The 13,286-nt window shown below is 71.1% G+C and carries 10 protein-coding genes; 7 read left to right on the top strand and 3 right to left on the bottom strand.

Going from position 1 to position 13,286, the window contains the following annotated elements; genetic code table 11:
* Positions 1–794 (bottom strand): thioredoxin domain-containing protein (locus D7Y13_RS28000; RefSeq protein ID WP_244222381.1); only part of this gene is annotated, 794 nt, incomplete at its 3' end.
* Between the two features lie 155 nt (positions 795–949).
* On the opposite strand from D7Y13_RS28000, the gene D7Y13_RS27995 reads away from it, so the two are divergent.
* The 3 genes from D7Y13_RS27995 to D7Y13_RS27985 all read left to right on the top strand — a co-directional run bounded on the left by D7Y13_RS27995 (position 950) and on the right by D7Y13_RS27985 (position 3,887).
* Complete coding sequence (locus tag D7Y13_RS27995; protein ID WP_120585621.1) at positions 950–2,233, top strand: PKD domain-containing protein; 1,284 nt, start codon at positions 950–952, stop codon at positions 2,231–2,233.
* A gap of 82 nt (positions 2,234–2,315) precedes the next feature.
* Entirely contained in the window at positions 2,316–2,921 is a 606-nt protein-coding gene (locus tag D7Y13_RS27990; protein WP_120585620.1) for a TetR/AcrR family transcriptional regulator, read from the top strand.
* Between the two features lie 51 nt (positions 2,922–2,972).
* Complete coding sequence (locus D7Y13_RS27985; protein ID WP_199732945.1) at positions 2,973–3,887, top strand: SDR family oxidoreductase; 915 nt, start codon at positions 2,973–2,975, stop codon at positions 3,885–3,887.
* A 24-nt stretch (positions 3,888–3,911) separates the two neighbouring features.
* On the opposite strand, the gene D7Y13_RS27980 is transcribed toward D7Y13_RS27985, so the two are convergent.
* Positions 3,912–6,467, bottom strand: coding sequence for a hypothetical protein (locus tag D7Y13_RS27980; RefSeq protein ID WP_120585618.1), 2,556 nt, complete (start codon positions 6,465–6,467; stop codon positions 3,912–3,914).
* 253 nt (positions 6,468–6,720) lie between these two features.
* Between D7Y13_RS27980 and D7Y13_RS27975 the strand changes: the two genes are divergently transcribed.
* Genes D7Y13_RS27975 through D7Y13_RS27960 form a run of 4 tightly spaced genes read left to right on the top strand, consistent with a single transcriptional unit; the run spans position 6,721 to position 12,382 of the window.
* Positions 6,721–9,510 (top strand): serine/threonine-protein kinase, encoded by a 2,790-nt coding sequence (locus D7Y13_RS27975; RefSeq protein ID WP_120585617.1) that lies wholly within the window; start codon positions 6,721–6,723, stop codon positions 9,508–9,510.
* Positions 9,511–9,562: 52 nt separating this feature from the next.
* The gene (locus tag D7Y13_RS27970) at positions 9,563–10,903 is read left to right on the top strand and encodes a sigma 54-interacting transcriptional regulator (protein ID WP_233595925.1); all 1,341 of its coding nucleotides are present in this window, start codon (positions 9,563–9,565) and stop codon (positions 10,901–10,903) included.
* A 57-nt stretch (positions 10,904–10,960) separates the two neighbouring features.
* Positions 10,961–11,899 (top strand): cysteine peptidase family C39 domain-containing protein, encoded by a 939-nt coding sequence (locus D7Y13_RS27965; protein WP_120630822.1) that lies wholly within the window; start codon positions 10,961–10,963, stop codon positions 11,897–11,899.
* Positions 11,900–11,914: 15 nt separating this feature from the next.
* Complete coding sequence (locus D7Y13_RS27960; RefSeq protein ID WP_120538399.1) at positions 11,915–12,382, top strand: DcrB-related protein; 468 nt, start codon at positions 11,915–11,917, stop codon at positions 12,380–12,382.
* A 19-nt stretch (positions 12,383–12,401) separates the two neighbouring features.
* On the opposite strand, the gene D7Y13_RS45880 is transcribed toward D7Y13_RS27960, so the two are convergent.
* Positions 12,402–13,286 (bottom strand): hypothetical protein (locus D7Y13_RS45880; protein WP_120630821.1); only part of this gene is annotated, 885 nt, incomplete at its 5' end.

Below are 13,286 nucleotides of genomic sequence, written 5' to 3'. Positions count from 1 at the left end.
GTGGGGTAGGGCTCGCCGGTGGTGGGCACCACGCGCTGCCCGGTGCCGTCGAAGTGCATCACCTGCCGCACCTCGCCCTGGTCGTAGAGCATCACGGTCTTCTTCACCTTCTCGCTCACGCCGTTCTCGTGCATGCGCTCGGTGGTGAAGTGCTCGGACGCGAACCAGGTGCGCGGGCCGTGCAGCGTGCCCTTGTCGAAGGTGCCTTCTTGCGACACCTCGCCGCTCTCGTGGAAGCGCTTGAACACGCCGTGCGGCGTGCCGTGCTTCATGATGCATTCGTTGCAGAGGGTGCCGTCGGCCCGCCAGAACTTCCACGTGCCGTGCTGCTGGCCCTTGGCGTCCTTGGGTCCGAAGGACCACTCCGCCTCATCCGCGTCCCACGTCGCGCCCTTGGGGACGCCCGCCGGGAGCTTGCCCGCCTCGGTGCGCTTGCGGTTCGCGGCGCGGCGCCTCAGCACCTCCACGTCCACCGCCTCCAGCCGGCCCAGCAGTGCGTCCAGGGCGGCGGCGGGCAGCGCACCGGTGACGCGGTGGACCTCCACCCCGTCCTTGAAGGCGATGAGCGCGGGGATGGAGTCGATGTCCAGGGGCTCGGAGAGGGACGCGTGCGCCTCCGTGTCGAGTTTGGCGAAGGTGATGTCCGGGAACCGCGAGGCCGCCGCCGCGAAGATGGGTGCGAACGCGCGGCAGGGCGCGCACCAGGGGGCCCAGAAGTCCACCACGCACACCCCGGCCCGCTGGGTGACGTCCTCGTAATTGTCCGGGGTCAGTTCGACCGGCGCTCCTGCCACGACCACTCCTGCTCAAGGGGAGGCAGGATAAGACGGGCGCCGGGGACGCACGTCAACCGGCGCGTCGCCTGGGTGCGGGACAATCCGCGCCCAGCGTGGACCGGCAGGGGGCAGGCTGGCACCCTGGCGCCATCCTTCCCCCTGGAGCGCCCCCCATGTCCCGTCCCTTCACCGCGCCGTGGAGGCCGTCGTTTCCCCGAGGAGGGCTGGGGCTCGCCCTGGCCCTGGGCCTCACGGGCTGTGGACCGGAGGCGGTCCCGGCCGAAGCCAGCCTCGGGGAGGTCCACGCGGCGGTCACCTTCGAGCCGGAATCGGGCGTCCTCTTCGGCGCGTTCGCGGGCAAGCGCGGCACCGAGGACCACGCCGCGGCCCTGGACGCCCTGGAGCGACAGGCGGGTCGCAAGATGGACGTGCACCGCATCTATTCGGTGTGGGACGAGCCCCAGCCTGGCAAGTTCGTGCTGGCGGACCTGGAGCGCGGCCGCATCCCGCTGCTGTCCATCACGGCGAAGCGGCAGGACGGCAGCGGCGTCGCGTGGTCGCGCATCGCGAGCGGCGCGGAGGACGCGCAGCTCAAGGCCCATGCGCTGGCGCTCAAGGGCACGGGCAAGCCGCTGTTCCTCATCTTCAACCACGAGCCGGACATGGCGGGCACGGCGCACGGCACCCCCGCGGAGTACGCGGCGGCCTTCCGGCGGCTGGTGACGGTGTTCCGCCAGCAGGGCGTGACGAACGTGAGCTACTCGATGACGCTCGTGCCCTACAGCTTCCAGTCGGGCGCGGCGGACGCGTTCTACCCGGGCAGCAGCTACGTGGATTGGGTGGGCGCGGATGCCTACAACTGGAACGGCTGCAACCCCACGGCGGGCGCGACGTGGCGCTCACTGGAGGAGGCCGTGGCGCCGGTGCTCACCTGGAGCAACGCGAAGGGCAAGCCGGTGATGCTGCCGGAGTGGGGCTCCGTGGAGGACCCGGGCGTACCCGGTCGCAAGGGCCAGTGGTTCCGGGACGCGCTGGAGATGTTCAAGCGCCATCCGGAGATCAAGGTCGCGTCCTACTTCCACACCACCGGGACCTGCCCCTGGTGGGTGGACTCCTCGACGTCCAGCGTGGCGGGCTTCCAGGCCCTGGGGAGCCACGACTACACGCACGCCACGGCGGCCGCGTGGCTGAAGCCGTCGGTGACGACAGGCACGGCGCCGCTCACGGTGACGTTCGACCTGTCGGGCAGCACGGGCTTCCAGTCCACGACGGGCACGGGCAACGACGCCTGGCGCCTGGACTTCGGGGATGGCACCGCGAAGGTGACGGGTCGGGGCCGGCCCACCGCGCTCCAGACCCACCGCTACACGGCGAAGGGCACCTACCGCGTAAGCCTCACCGTGACGGACTGGACGGGTGTCCAGAACACCGACACGCAGGTCCTCACCGTGAAGTGAGCCTGCCAGGCTGCTCCAACCCCGGGACTGGACAATGTGGTCTGGGTTGACAACGTGAGTTCATATTGTCAATTTTGTCCGCATGGCCGTGGACCCGAAGACTCCCGCGAAGGGCGCTGACGACGCGCGGCGTCGCAAGCTGCTGGAGGCGTCGCTCGGGGTGTTCTCGCGCTTCGGCTATCGCAAGGCGTCGATGGAGGAGGTGGCCCGGGCGGCGGACGTGTCCCGCCAGGGCCTCTACCTGCACTTCGCCACCAAGGAGGAGCTGTTCCGGGCGGCGGTGGAGTACGCGCTCGGCACCCACCTGGAGGCGGCGCTCGCGGCGTTGGCGGAAGTGGGGCGGCCACTGGAGGCCCGGCTGGTGGCCGCGCTCGACGAGTGGCTGGGCCGCTACGTCGGGCACCTGGGCGCGGAGGCGTCGGACCTCAGCGAGACGAGCGGTTCGCTCACCGGCACGCTCAAGGCGGAGCACGAGGCCCGGTTCGAGAAGGCCGTGGCCCGGGCGCTCACCGACTCGCCGTTGATGGCCGTCTATGCGTCCGCCGGCCTCACCGCGCCGCAGCTCGCGCGGACCCTGCACGCCACGGCGCGCGGCTGGAAGCACACGTGCACGTCGCGGGAGAGCTTCATCGAACACATCACCGTCGCGGTGCGGATGCTGTTCGCGCCGCTGCGCCGGGTCCGCTAGCGCGCTCCCGGGTCGTTCCAACAGCACCTGCCGCACGAAAGGCGCATGCCCATGACCGCACCCATTCCTTTTGGCGCCCGGTCCACGGCGAGCGAGGTGCTCGAAGAGCTCGACCTGAAGGGGCGCACCTTCCTGCTCACGGGGTGCAATTCCGGCATCGGCGCGGAGACGATGCGGGCCCTGGTCTCCCACGGTGCGCACGTCATCGGGCTCGCGCGTTCGCTGGAGCAGGCGCGTAAGGCCTGTGCACGGGTCGGAGGTTCGACGACGCCCGTCGCCTGTGACCTGGCGGACCTGGACTCGGTCGAGGCCGCGGCGCGCACGGTCCGCGCGCTGGACCGCCCGCTGGATGCGATCATCACCAACGCTGGCGTCATGGCGCCTCCGAAGCTGGAGGTGCGCTACGGCGTCGAGCTGCAATTCCTGGTCAACCACCTGTCGCACTTCCTGCTCGTCAACCGCCTCGTGGACCGGGTGCGGGAGCGCAAGGGCCGCATCGTGGTCGTCAGCAGCAGCGCGAGCATCGAACAGGCGCCGCGCGAGGGCATCGCGTTCGACAACCTGGACGGGCATCGCGGCTACAAGCCCTTCACGTTCTACGGCCAGTCGAAGCTCGCCAACGCGCTGTTCGCCCAGGAGCTGTCGCGCCGGCTCAAGGGTCGGGGCATCCTCGCGAACTCGCTCCATCCGGGCGCGGTGGGGGGCACGCACCTGCAACGGAGCCTGGGCTTTCCCTTCACCTGGATCCTCCCGGTGGCCCGGCGGTTCATGAAGACCGTGGAGCAGGGTGCGGCGACCCAGACGTTCCTCGCGGCGAACCCCCTGGTGGAGCAATGCACGGGGGGCTACTGGAAGGACTGCAAGGTGGCCCAGGGACACCCGCTGCTGGACGATGCCGCGTTCGCCCAGCGCCTCTGGACGGTCTCCGAGGACCTGCTGCGTCCCCACGTGGGCGCCGTGGGCTGACGCCTCCGTCAAGACTCCGGCGGCTCAGTCGATCTGCAGCTCGGAGATCTTGTGCGGCTTGTCGCTGATGGCGTCCATGATCTTCCCGATGCCGAAGGTCAGCAGACCGATGCCCGCGCCCACCGCCATGCCCAGCGGGCCGCCAATCGCGCCCACGGCCACCGCACCACCGAGGCTGCCCGCGATGCCGACGGCGCCCTTGGCGATCTGCGCCCCGTCGTTGACCTTCGCGCCGTTGACGATGTCGAACACGCCACCCACCGTGCCGCCCACCGCGCCCAGCACGTTGGCCGCGCCGCCCATGCCCTTGAGGGCGGAGAGCGCCTTGCTCCCGGCGCTCGCCGTCGCGCCGGCCACCTTGCCGATGCCGCCCATGCCCTTCACCGAGTCCAGCACCACGCTCGTGACGGCCCCACCCACCTTCGGGTTCGCCAGCGTCTTCGCCCACGGCATGGCCTTCGCCGCGGGGGCCGTGGTGGTGAGCGCGCCCGCGTTCTTGAAGCCCTTGATGGCCTCCGTGAACGCCTGGCCGCCCGTGTAGAGGTTCAGCGCGCCGTTGGCCGTGTCCGTCACGCCCTTCACGATGTCCGGCATGTTGTTCTCGCGGATGCCCCGCGCCAGCGACATGCCGCCCGCCACCACGCCCGCCACGCCGCCCAGCGCGCTCGCGCCGCCCTGCGCCGCGTTCAGGCCCTTGGAGAGCGTGTCCTTGCCCAGGATGGCGGTGGCCTTCTCGGGCAGCCTGCCCGCGTCCTGGCTCAGGCCCTTGAGGACGTTGAGCGCCTGCGCGCCGCCGCTGTTCGCGTACTGGTTCACCGTGCTCGCGGTGGAGATGCTCGCCTGCTCCAGCAGCACCTTTCCGAACGCGTCGTCCTTGAAGTCATCCGGGTTGGAGACGTCGCGCATGTCGCGGCCTTCCGGGCCGGACAGCTGCATCTTCTCTCCGTCCTTGCCGACCTCGTGCACGCCCTTGCGGCCCTCCGCGTCCGTCACCGTGGTGCGCGAGTTGACGAGCTGCGCGCCTTCACTGGATAGGAGCGACGTGTCCTCCTTGAGGGACGACTCCGTCTTGTTGTCCTTCGTGCGCTTCGTCTCCAGCGACTCCTGCAGCTCCAGCCACGCGTTCGTCGCCTTGCGGCTGCTGTTGTAGTGCTGCTCCAGGTCGGAGCCGTCCGCCTCGCGGCTCCTGGAGTCCATCTTCTCCACCGAGCCGTCCTGGCCAAAGGTGGTGGACGACTCGCCGTTCACCGGCACGCGCTTGGAGGAGTCCTCCTTCTCGAAGGTCTTGCCCTCGTACTTCTCCTTCACGGTGCTGCCCTCGCGCGTCCTCTCCGTCTTGATGGTGGCGTCCGGGTAGCCCTCGATGAAGGTCTGCGAGTCCAGCCGGTCCGGGCCCTTCTGCAGGTCCACCGTCCAGCGCTTCGGCGGGCGGCCCTCGCCCGCCTTGTCCGCGTCCCAGTTCTCCCCGCCACCCTTGCCGTACTCGTCGCGGACCGTGTGCAGGTCCTCAATCGTGTGCGGCTCCTTGCCGGCCAGGTGCGTGTGGCCGTCCAGGGTGCGGTCCACGTAGGACGTCGCCTTCACGTTGTCCTGGGAGAAGTCCTGCACGCGGCTGTACTGCACGTCGCCCTGCTTGCCGTCCTCGCCCGGAGGCGGAATCGAGTAGCTGTAGGTGTCCGCGCGGTCCACCGGCTTCTTGAAGTCGAACGGGCCCTTGAGCTTGTTGTCGATCGAGCCGCCGCCCTTCTGCTGGTAGAAGGAGGTCCGGCTGCTCGTCGCGCCGCCGTCGGCCTGCGTGTACGCGTTCGTGATGAGCCGGTCGCCGTCCTTGTTCTTCTCCGTGGACACCTCGTTGCGCGTGTACGTGAGGCCCCGGTCGCGCGTCTTGGAGATGTCACCGAAGGACTTGAGGTCCGCGGTCTCGTTCTTGTCGCCCTTCCACTCGGCGCGCTCCACCAGCGTGCCGCCGTCCGCCTTCATCTCCAGGCGGTCGCGCTTGTGGGTGCCGTCCTCGTAGGTGGCGCTGTCCACCGTCACCGCGCCGTCCTTCTTCGTCGCCACCGAGCGCTCCACGACCTCCTTCTTGTCGTTGACGCGGGTGAGCTCCACCTCGGACTCGGACACGCGCTGGATGTTGCTGCCCGCGGGCACGGGCTCCTTGCCGTCCGCCATGGCGAAGAGCTTGTCGGCCTCCTGCGTGGTCTTCTCGCGCAGCGACGTCTGCGCCTCCACCGTCTCGGTGCGGCGCTCGGCCACGTTCTTCAGGTCCACCGCCTGCTTCGCCTTGTCCTCGCCGGACACCGTCTGACGCTCGGGCGGAGGCCCTTCCACCGCCGGCTTCGCGACGGCCTTCCCGGCGGCGGCAAGGCCCACCCGCAGGCCCGCGATGGCGGGCGCGTTCGCGGCCTCGCCCAGCACCGGGCCCGTCGCGGCCTTCTTCACCTCGAAGGCGTCGCCCACGACGGCCGGCTTCTTCGCCTCCACCGGCGTGCTGGCGCCCTTCTGGGGAGCGGCCTTCTCCGTGATGGCGGGCGGTGTGACGGGGGCGAGGGGCTTGCGGGAGACAGGTGCGAGGGCCATGGGCGCTCCAGAAGGGGGGACTGCGAGTGCTCCGTTGCAGGGACCCATTGCGTCGGACGTGCCAGCCCCGGGCGCCCCCCGTCCGTTCCTGTTTCCAGGGGTTTGTCTCCCACATCCACCGCAGGCCCTGATGACAGCGCTTGGGACGCTGATGACCGCTGTCACCAGGCAGGCGGGCGGGATGACGCAACGCGGGAGAAGATGCGGGACGGATGACGGCCAGGGGTAGAATCCGGCCCCGGGTGCACCACCGATGAAAAAGAACGACACCGGCAGGGGCGGAACTGGCACGGGTGCTTCGGACTCCGCGCGCTCGGGCGTGGGAACGGGCCGTGGGACGGGGCGGGGCACGGGAACCGGAGGTTCTCCGCGCGCCCCCGAGGACGTGCCTCCGGTTCCGCAGGTGGGCCGCTACCTGCTGTTGCGCAAGCTGGGACAGGGCGGCATGGGCGTGGTGTACGCCGCCTATGATCCGGACCTGGACCGCAAGGTGGCGCTCAAGCTGCTGCACCCGAACCACCAGCGCGAATCCGAAGAGGCGCGCTCCCGGCTGATGCGTGAAGCGCAGGCCATGGCGCGCGTCTCCCATCCCAACGTCATCCCCGTCTTCGACGTGGGCATCTGGGGCGACCAGGTCTTCGTCGCGATGGAGCTGGTGGACGGCGGCACGCTGGGCACCTGGCTGAAGGAGTCCAAGCGCTCCTGGAGCGAAGTGCTGGAGTTCTACCTCCAGGCCGGCCGGGGACTTCAGGCCGCGCACGACGCGGGGCTCGTGCACCGCGACTTCAAGCCCGCCAACGTGCTGGTGAGCCGCGCGGGCCGCGTCTACGTGACGGACTTCGGCCTGGCGCGGCAGGTGGGGGACGCGCCGGAAGCAGCGACGTCCCCGGAGGAAGCGGAGGTCCTCCAGTCGGCGGACCGCCGGATGCTGGAGACCACGCTCACCGAAGCGGGCCTCCTCGTGGGCACGCCCAACTACATGTCCCCGGAGCAGTTCCGGGGCACGACGCTGGACGCGCGCACGGACCAGTTCAGCTTCTGCGCCGCGCTCTACGGGGCCCTCTTCGGCGCGCGCCCCTTCGACCCGGGCAGCCTGAAGGCGTACGCGTCCTCCAGCCGGGGCGTGGAGGCGGAAGGCACGCAGTCACTGGGAGGCACCGCGCCCCTGACGGCCAGGGGCCCCAGCGCGCCGCCGCCCGTGCTCATCCGCGAGCCGCCGCGCGACGTGAAGGTGCCCGCGTGGGTGCGGCAGGCGGTGCTGCGCGGCCTGTCGCTGGACGCGGACGCGCGCTTCCCGTCCATGCGGACCCTGCTGGACGCGCTCTCCCAGGAGCAGCGTCTGGGCCAGCGCAAGCGCTGGATGTCGGCGACGGGCGCGATGGCCGCCACGCTGGCGGTGGCGTCGGGCGTGGCGTGGCAGCAGTCACAGGTGTGCGCGGACGCCGGGGCCCTGATGGACGACGTCTGGACGTCGGATGCGAGGGCGCGGCTGGAGTCCGCCTTCCGCGCCACCGGCAAGCCCTTCGCGGAAGCGATGGCCGTCCGCACGGTGCAGGTGCTGGAGACCTACGCGGGCGGCTGGAAGCAGCAGCGCGTGCAGGCGTGCGAACAGACGCGCGTGCAGGGCGTCGTTCCGGAGGACCAGTTGGACCGGCAGGTGGTGTGCCTGGAGCGGCGCCGCCAGGACCTGCGGGCCACGGTGGACCTGCTGTCCGGCGCGGACGCCGCGGTGGTGGAGAAGGCCGTGGACGTGGCGCACGCGCTGCCCGCGCTGCACGACTGCGAGGACGTGGGCTCGCTCGCGGAACAGCAGCGCCGGCCCTCCGACCCCGCCCTGCGCGAGGAGATTGAGCGGCTGGAGGGAAAGCTGTCGGAGGTCCGCGCGCAGGTGGACGCGGGCCGCTACCCCGCGGCGCTCGCGGCGGTAACGCCCCTGGAGGCGCGCGTGGAGGCGACAGGCTTCCTGCCGCTGCGCGCGGAGCTGCGCTTCCACCAGGGCTGGCTGCGGGAGCAGACGGGGGATTCGCCCGCGGCCTCCCAGCTCCTGTCGCGCGCCGTGTTCGACGCGGAGGCGGGCCGGGCGGACCGGCTGAAGGTCTCCATCCTCAACAAGCTGCTCTATGTGGAGGACGGGCAGAAGCACTTCGACCCGGCGGCGAACTGGGGCCAGCTGGCGGAGGCCACCCTGCGGCGGCTGGGCGGGGAGCCGGTGCTGGAGGCCGACGTGAAGGTGAACCAGGCCAACCTCGCCGCGTCCCAGGATCGCCTGGACGAAGCCCTCACGCGGCTTTCGGAGGCGCGCGCCCTCTATGAGAAGGCCCTGCCGGCGCAGCACCCCAAGCGCGCGCGGACGCTCTTCCTCATGGGCCGGATGACGCTCGCGGCGGGCAAGCCGCAAGAGGCCCTGCCGCTGTTGGAGGAATCGCTGAAGCAGACCGAGGCGGCGGTGGGCCCGCTCCACCCGGACATGGCGCGCCGGCATGGCCTGCTGTCCCTGGCCCTGCGCGAGCTGAAGCAGGACGCCCTCGCGCTGCCCCACGCCCAGGCGACGGCGGACCTCTACAAGGCGCTCCACGGCGCGGACAGCCCCCGGTACGCGGAGGCGCTGGACGAGGTGGGCATGTGCCAGCTCGGGATGAAGCGCTACGACGACGCCCTGAAGACCTACGAGCAGGCCCTGGCGCTCAAGCGCAAGGCGCTGCCCGCGGACGACGAGGCCCTCCAGCCCTCCTATGACGGGGTGGGGCAGGCGCTGCTGGGCCTGGGCCGGGCGCGTGATTCGGTGGAGCCCCTCCAGCAGGCGGTGTCCTTCGCGTCCGCGCCCGCGGATGCGCTGGCGGAGTCGGGCTTCGCGCTGGCGCGCGCGCTGTACCAGACGGGCCGTCCGCCCGAGGCCCGGGGCGAGGCCACGCGCGCCCGGGGACGCTTCACCGAGGCGGGCATGGAGCAGCGGGTGGGGGAGGTGGACTCGTGGCTGAAGTCCCTGCCGGCCGAGCGCACGCCCCCGCCTGCCCGCAAGCCGCTCCGCCCGAAGCGGCGGTAACGGCGCGCACGCGCGGGTGGCAGCCCCGGCGAGCCGTGGTAGCGTCCGCCGCGTGTCGCTGCCGCCAGACGAGGACGAGGCGCTCCTGGATGCCACCGCCACGCTTCAGCGGGGCCGGTCGGGTCAGGTGCGGATGGTGCTGCGGATCCTGTCCGGCGCGGACGCCGGCAAGTCGCACGCGCTCAAGCAGGGTACGTACGTGCTGGGCAAGGCCCCCACGTGCGACATCATCCTGTCCGACAAGGCCGTCTCCCGGCAGCACCTGAAGCTGGAGGTGCACGACGAGCACGTGCTCGCCACGGACCTGGGCTCCCACAACGGCTCCTTCGTGGAGGGCCTGCGCTTCAGCGCCATGGAGCTGCGCCCGGGCAGCGTCTTCACCCTGGGCACCACCGAACTGAAGCTGGTGCCGGAGGACACGCGCGACCGCTCGGTGACGCTCTCCTCGAAGGACCACTTCGGCGCGCTGGTGGGCAACAGCCGCAAGATGCGCGAGGCCTTCACGCTGCTGGAGCGGCTGGCCCCCGGCGGCGCGGACGTGCTCATCCACGGCGAGACGGGCACCGGCAAGGACCTGTGCGCGGAGGCCATCCACCAGCAGAGCCCGCGCGCCAAGGGCCCCTTCGTCATCGTGGACCTGGCGGGCGTGCCCTCCACGCTCATCGAATCCGAGCTCTTCGGCCACGTGAAGGGCGCCTTCACCGGCGCCCAGGCGGACCGCGCCGGCGCCTTCGAGCGCGCCCAGAACGGCACCGTCTTCCTGGATGAGATTGGCGAGCTGCCCCTGGAATTGCAGCCACGCCTGTTGCGCGTGCTGGAGCGCCGGCAGGTGAAGCGCGTGGGCGGCAACGACTACTTCACGGTGAACATGCGCGTGGTGGCCGCCTCGCACGTGAACCTGGAGCAGGCCGTCCAGCAGGGGAAGTTCCGCCGCGACCTCTTCCACCGGCTCGCCGTGCTGCGCGTCACGCTGCCCGCGCTGCGCGAGCGCCCGGATGACATCCCGCTGCTCATCGACGCGATGCTCAAGCAGATGGGCCGGCAGCCCAGCGCCCTGTCCGACCAGACCCGCGCGCTGCTCCTCCAGTACCCCTGGCCCGGCAACGTGCGCGAGCTGCGCAACGTGGTGGAGCAGGTGGTGAACCTGGGCGAGGAGTCCCTCCCCGACCTGGAGGTGCCCCAGAACGGGCAGCGCAAGGGGGCGGACCTGGACCTGCCCTTCAAGGAAGCCAAGGAGCACCTCATCGAGGTCTTCGAGCGCGACTACCTGAAGAACCTCATCGAGCGCTGCGAGGGCAACATCTCCCGGGCGGCCCGCGAGGCGGACATCGACCGTGTCTACCTTCGGAAACTTCTGCGGAAGCACGACCTGGATCCGTCCGGGGACCCTTAACACGGGGCGGCATCCCAGGTAGGATGGCATCCCCCATCCCCTCCAGGAGACCTCCCCTTGAGCGTGACCCTTCCCCCCAACCTCCAGCGTCCCGTCCCCCCGCGCGTGGAGGTGACGCCGTCGAACCCGAAGCCGCAGGCGGCCGCGCAGCAGGCGGAGCTGCCCCAGGCGAAGGTCGTCACCTCGGTGGAGACCGCGCCGACGGCGGCCCAGACGGAGCGGGCCTCGGACGCCTTCGCGGCGCAGGAAGCCCTCCAGATGCTTTCGGGCTGGGCGAGCCGCTTCGCGTCGGGCGCGGGGAGCCCTCCCGAGTCTGACGCGCTGCGCGTGGGCCAGGCCTGCGCTCCCCAGGAGGCGGCGCCGGAGATTGGCGACTGGGAGGACGACGCGTCGGTGGTGCGGCAGACCAAGGAGAAGAACTGCGGCGCCGCGGTGGCGGTGATGCTGGGCAACGAGAAGGGCACCGGCAAGACGCAGGGCGCGTCGGACACGGAGAAGATGGACGCGCTGGATTCGCGCTTCACCGACGGCGACGGCACGACGCCCATCGAGCTGTCCAACATGCTCGCGAACCAGGGCGTCAAGGTGACGGAGTCCTCGTCCAAGCTGGACAAGGGCGTCCTGGACAACGCGCTCAGCCGCGATGGCAAGGCCGCGGTGCTGGTGGACTCCGCCAAGGTGGACCCCAAGGCGAAGGGCGACGAGAAGGGCCAGGCGCACTGGGTCACCGTGGAAGGCAAGGACGACCAGGGCCGCTACAAGGTGAAGGACCCGAGCACCGGCAAGAGCGTCAAGATGGACGCCGACAAGCTGTCGGACGCCGTGGACACCAGCCTGCGCGAGCACAAGACGGGCGGCATGGTCATCGTCGAGGGCGCCAACGGCGCTTCCGAAGCGGACATCGTGGGGGAGAGCAACGCGAAGGTGGCGACGCTCGCCAACGAAGAGGGCGGCGGCTCCCGCGCCATGGCCAACTTCGGCCGCGAGTCCTCCTAAGGACTTCCGCCTCCCATGGCCCTGCCCCGGTTCATCCGCCACGGTCCGCTGCGCGTCGCCCTGCCTGACGGCTGGTTCGACGCCAGCCACATCGTGGCGGTGGGGCCGGAGGAGGACGGCTTCCGCGCGAACCTCGTCGTGTCGCTGGAGCCCACGGGCCCCGGTGAGACGCTGGAGCAGTTCGCCGCGCGCATGCTGGAGGGCGTGCGCGGGGCGCAGGCCTTCCACCAGGTGTCGCAGCAGAAGGCCACCCTCGGCGCCAACGCGGGCGTGCTGCGCGAGTACACCTTCCGGATGGAGTCGCTGACGCTCGCGCAGCTCCAGTTCTACGTGCTGCGCGAACAGGTGGGCTTCACCTTCACGTACACGCAGTTGGCGGAGCGGCTGGCCACGACGCGCCACGAGGCGGAGGCGCTGCTCGCGTCGGTGACGTTGGATTCAATGGCGGAGCTCGCGCTGCGTCCCACGCACTTCCGCGCCTGAGGCCCGCCCGGGCCTTCCTTCAGACGACCAGGTGCTCCACGACGCGCAGCCGCAAGAGCTGGCGCGCCAGCTCCTGCACCTGCTCCACCTCCTGCTGGCCCAGGGCCTTGCGCAGCGCCAGCTTCATGTCCGTGGACGCGCGCAGCAGCAGGGTGCGCAGCTGGGCATTGCTGAGCAGGGGGTTGAGGCGCCGCAGGTGGCCCACCAGCGCCCCCAGCTGGGCCAGGGTCAGGCCGGCGACCATCACCTGCGTGGTGGAGCCCTCGTCCGGGCTCTGGCTGATGGCCAGCATCCACGGGGACAGGAGCTGGGAGCGGGTGAAGTCCCGCCCGTACGTCACGCCCAGCCGCGCGCACTCCTCCACCATGGGGCCGCTGTCGTGGCCGGAGATGACGGGCTGGACGCGGGCGGCCTCGTACTTCTGGAGCACCTCGTCGTAGCTCTTGCGCACGGCGGTGCCCTGCGGGCTGCGCACGAACTCCGTGAAGGCCTCGTGCACCTCGCGCCGCAGCGACTGGAGCAGCGTGGCATCGTCCGCGACGGCGGACTCGCCCAGCGCCAGGGCCAGGTACTGCCGGTCCTCGGGGACCGCGTTCGCGGACTTCCACCACTCGTGGGCCACGGAGCTTTCGCTCAGGACCACGGGCAGGGTGACGACGCCCTGGCGGCCGGGGTTGGCGAGGAAGTTCGTGAGCTTCATCACCACTTCGGACAGCCCGCGGAACTGCCGGTTGAGCAGGGCCACGCGCAGCTTCGCGCGGCCCTCCGCGGCCTCCTTCGCGGCGTTGGGGGACTGCCCGTCGGTGGCGGTGCGCTCGCGCGGGGCTTCGGAGGTCGCGGTGGGGAGCTGTCGCGCCAGCGAGGGGGCGACGTCCACCTGGGGGGCCAGCGCCTGGGGCTGCGG

The sequence above is a fragment of the Corallococcus praedator genome (genome assembly GCF_003612125.1).
Lineage (GTDB): Bacteria > Myxococcota > Myxococcia > Myxococcales > Myxococcaceae > Corallococcus > Corallococcus praedator.
This window is presented reverse-complemented; position numbering and strand designations above follow the sequence as displayed.

What these genes read in the sequence shown, in the direction of transcription:
- D7Y13_RS27995 (WP_120585621.1), top strand. Translation starts at nt 950, where the DNA reads ATGTCCCGTCCCTTCACCGCGCCGTGGAGGCCGTCGTTTCCCCGAGGA.
- D7Y13_RS27990 (WP_120585620.1), top strand. Translation starts at nt 2,316, where the DNA reads ATGGCCGTGGACCCGAAGACTCCCGCGAAGGGCGCTGACGACGCGCGG.
- D7Y13_RS27960 (WP_120538399.1), top strand. Translation starts at nt 11,915, where the DNA reads ATGGCCCTGCCCCGGTTCATCCGCCACGGTCCGCTGCGCGTCGCCCTG.
- D7Y13_RS27975 (WP_120585617.1), top strand. Translation starts at nt 6,721, where the DNA reads ATGAAAAAGAACGACACCGGCAGGGGCGGAACTGGCACGGGTGCTTCG.
- D7Y13_RS27980 (WP_120585618.1), bottom strand. Translation starts at nt 6,467, where the DNA reads ATGGCCCTCGCACCTGTCTCCCGCAAGCCCCTCGCCCCCGTCACACCG.
- D7Y13_RS27985 (WP_199732945.1), top strand. Translation starts at nt 2,973, where the DNA reads ATGACCGCACCCATTCCTTTTGGCGCCCGGTCCACGGCGAGCGAGGTG.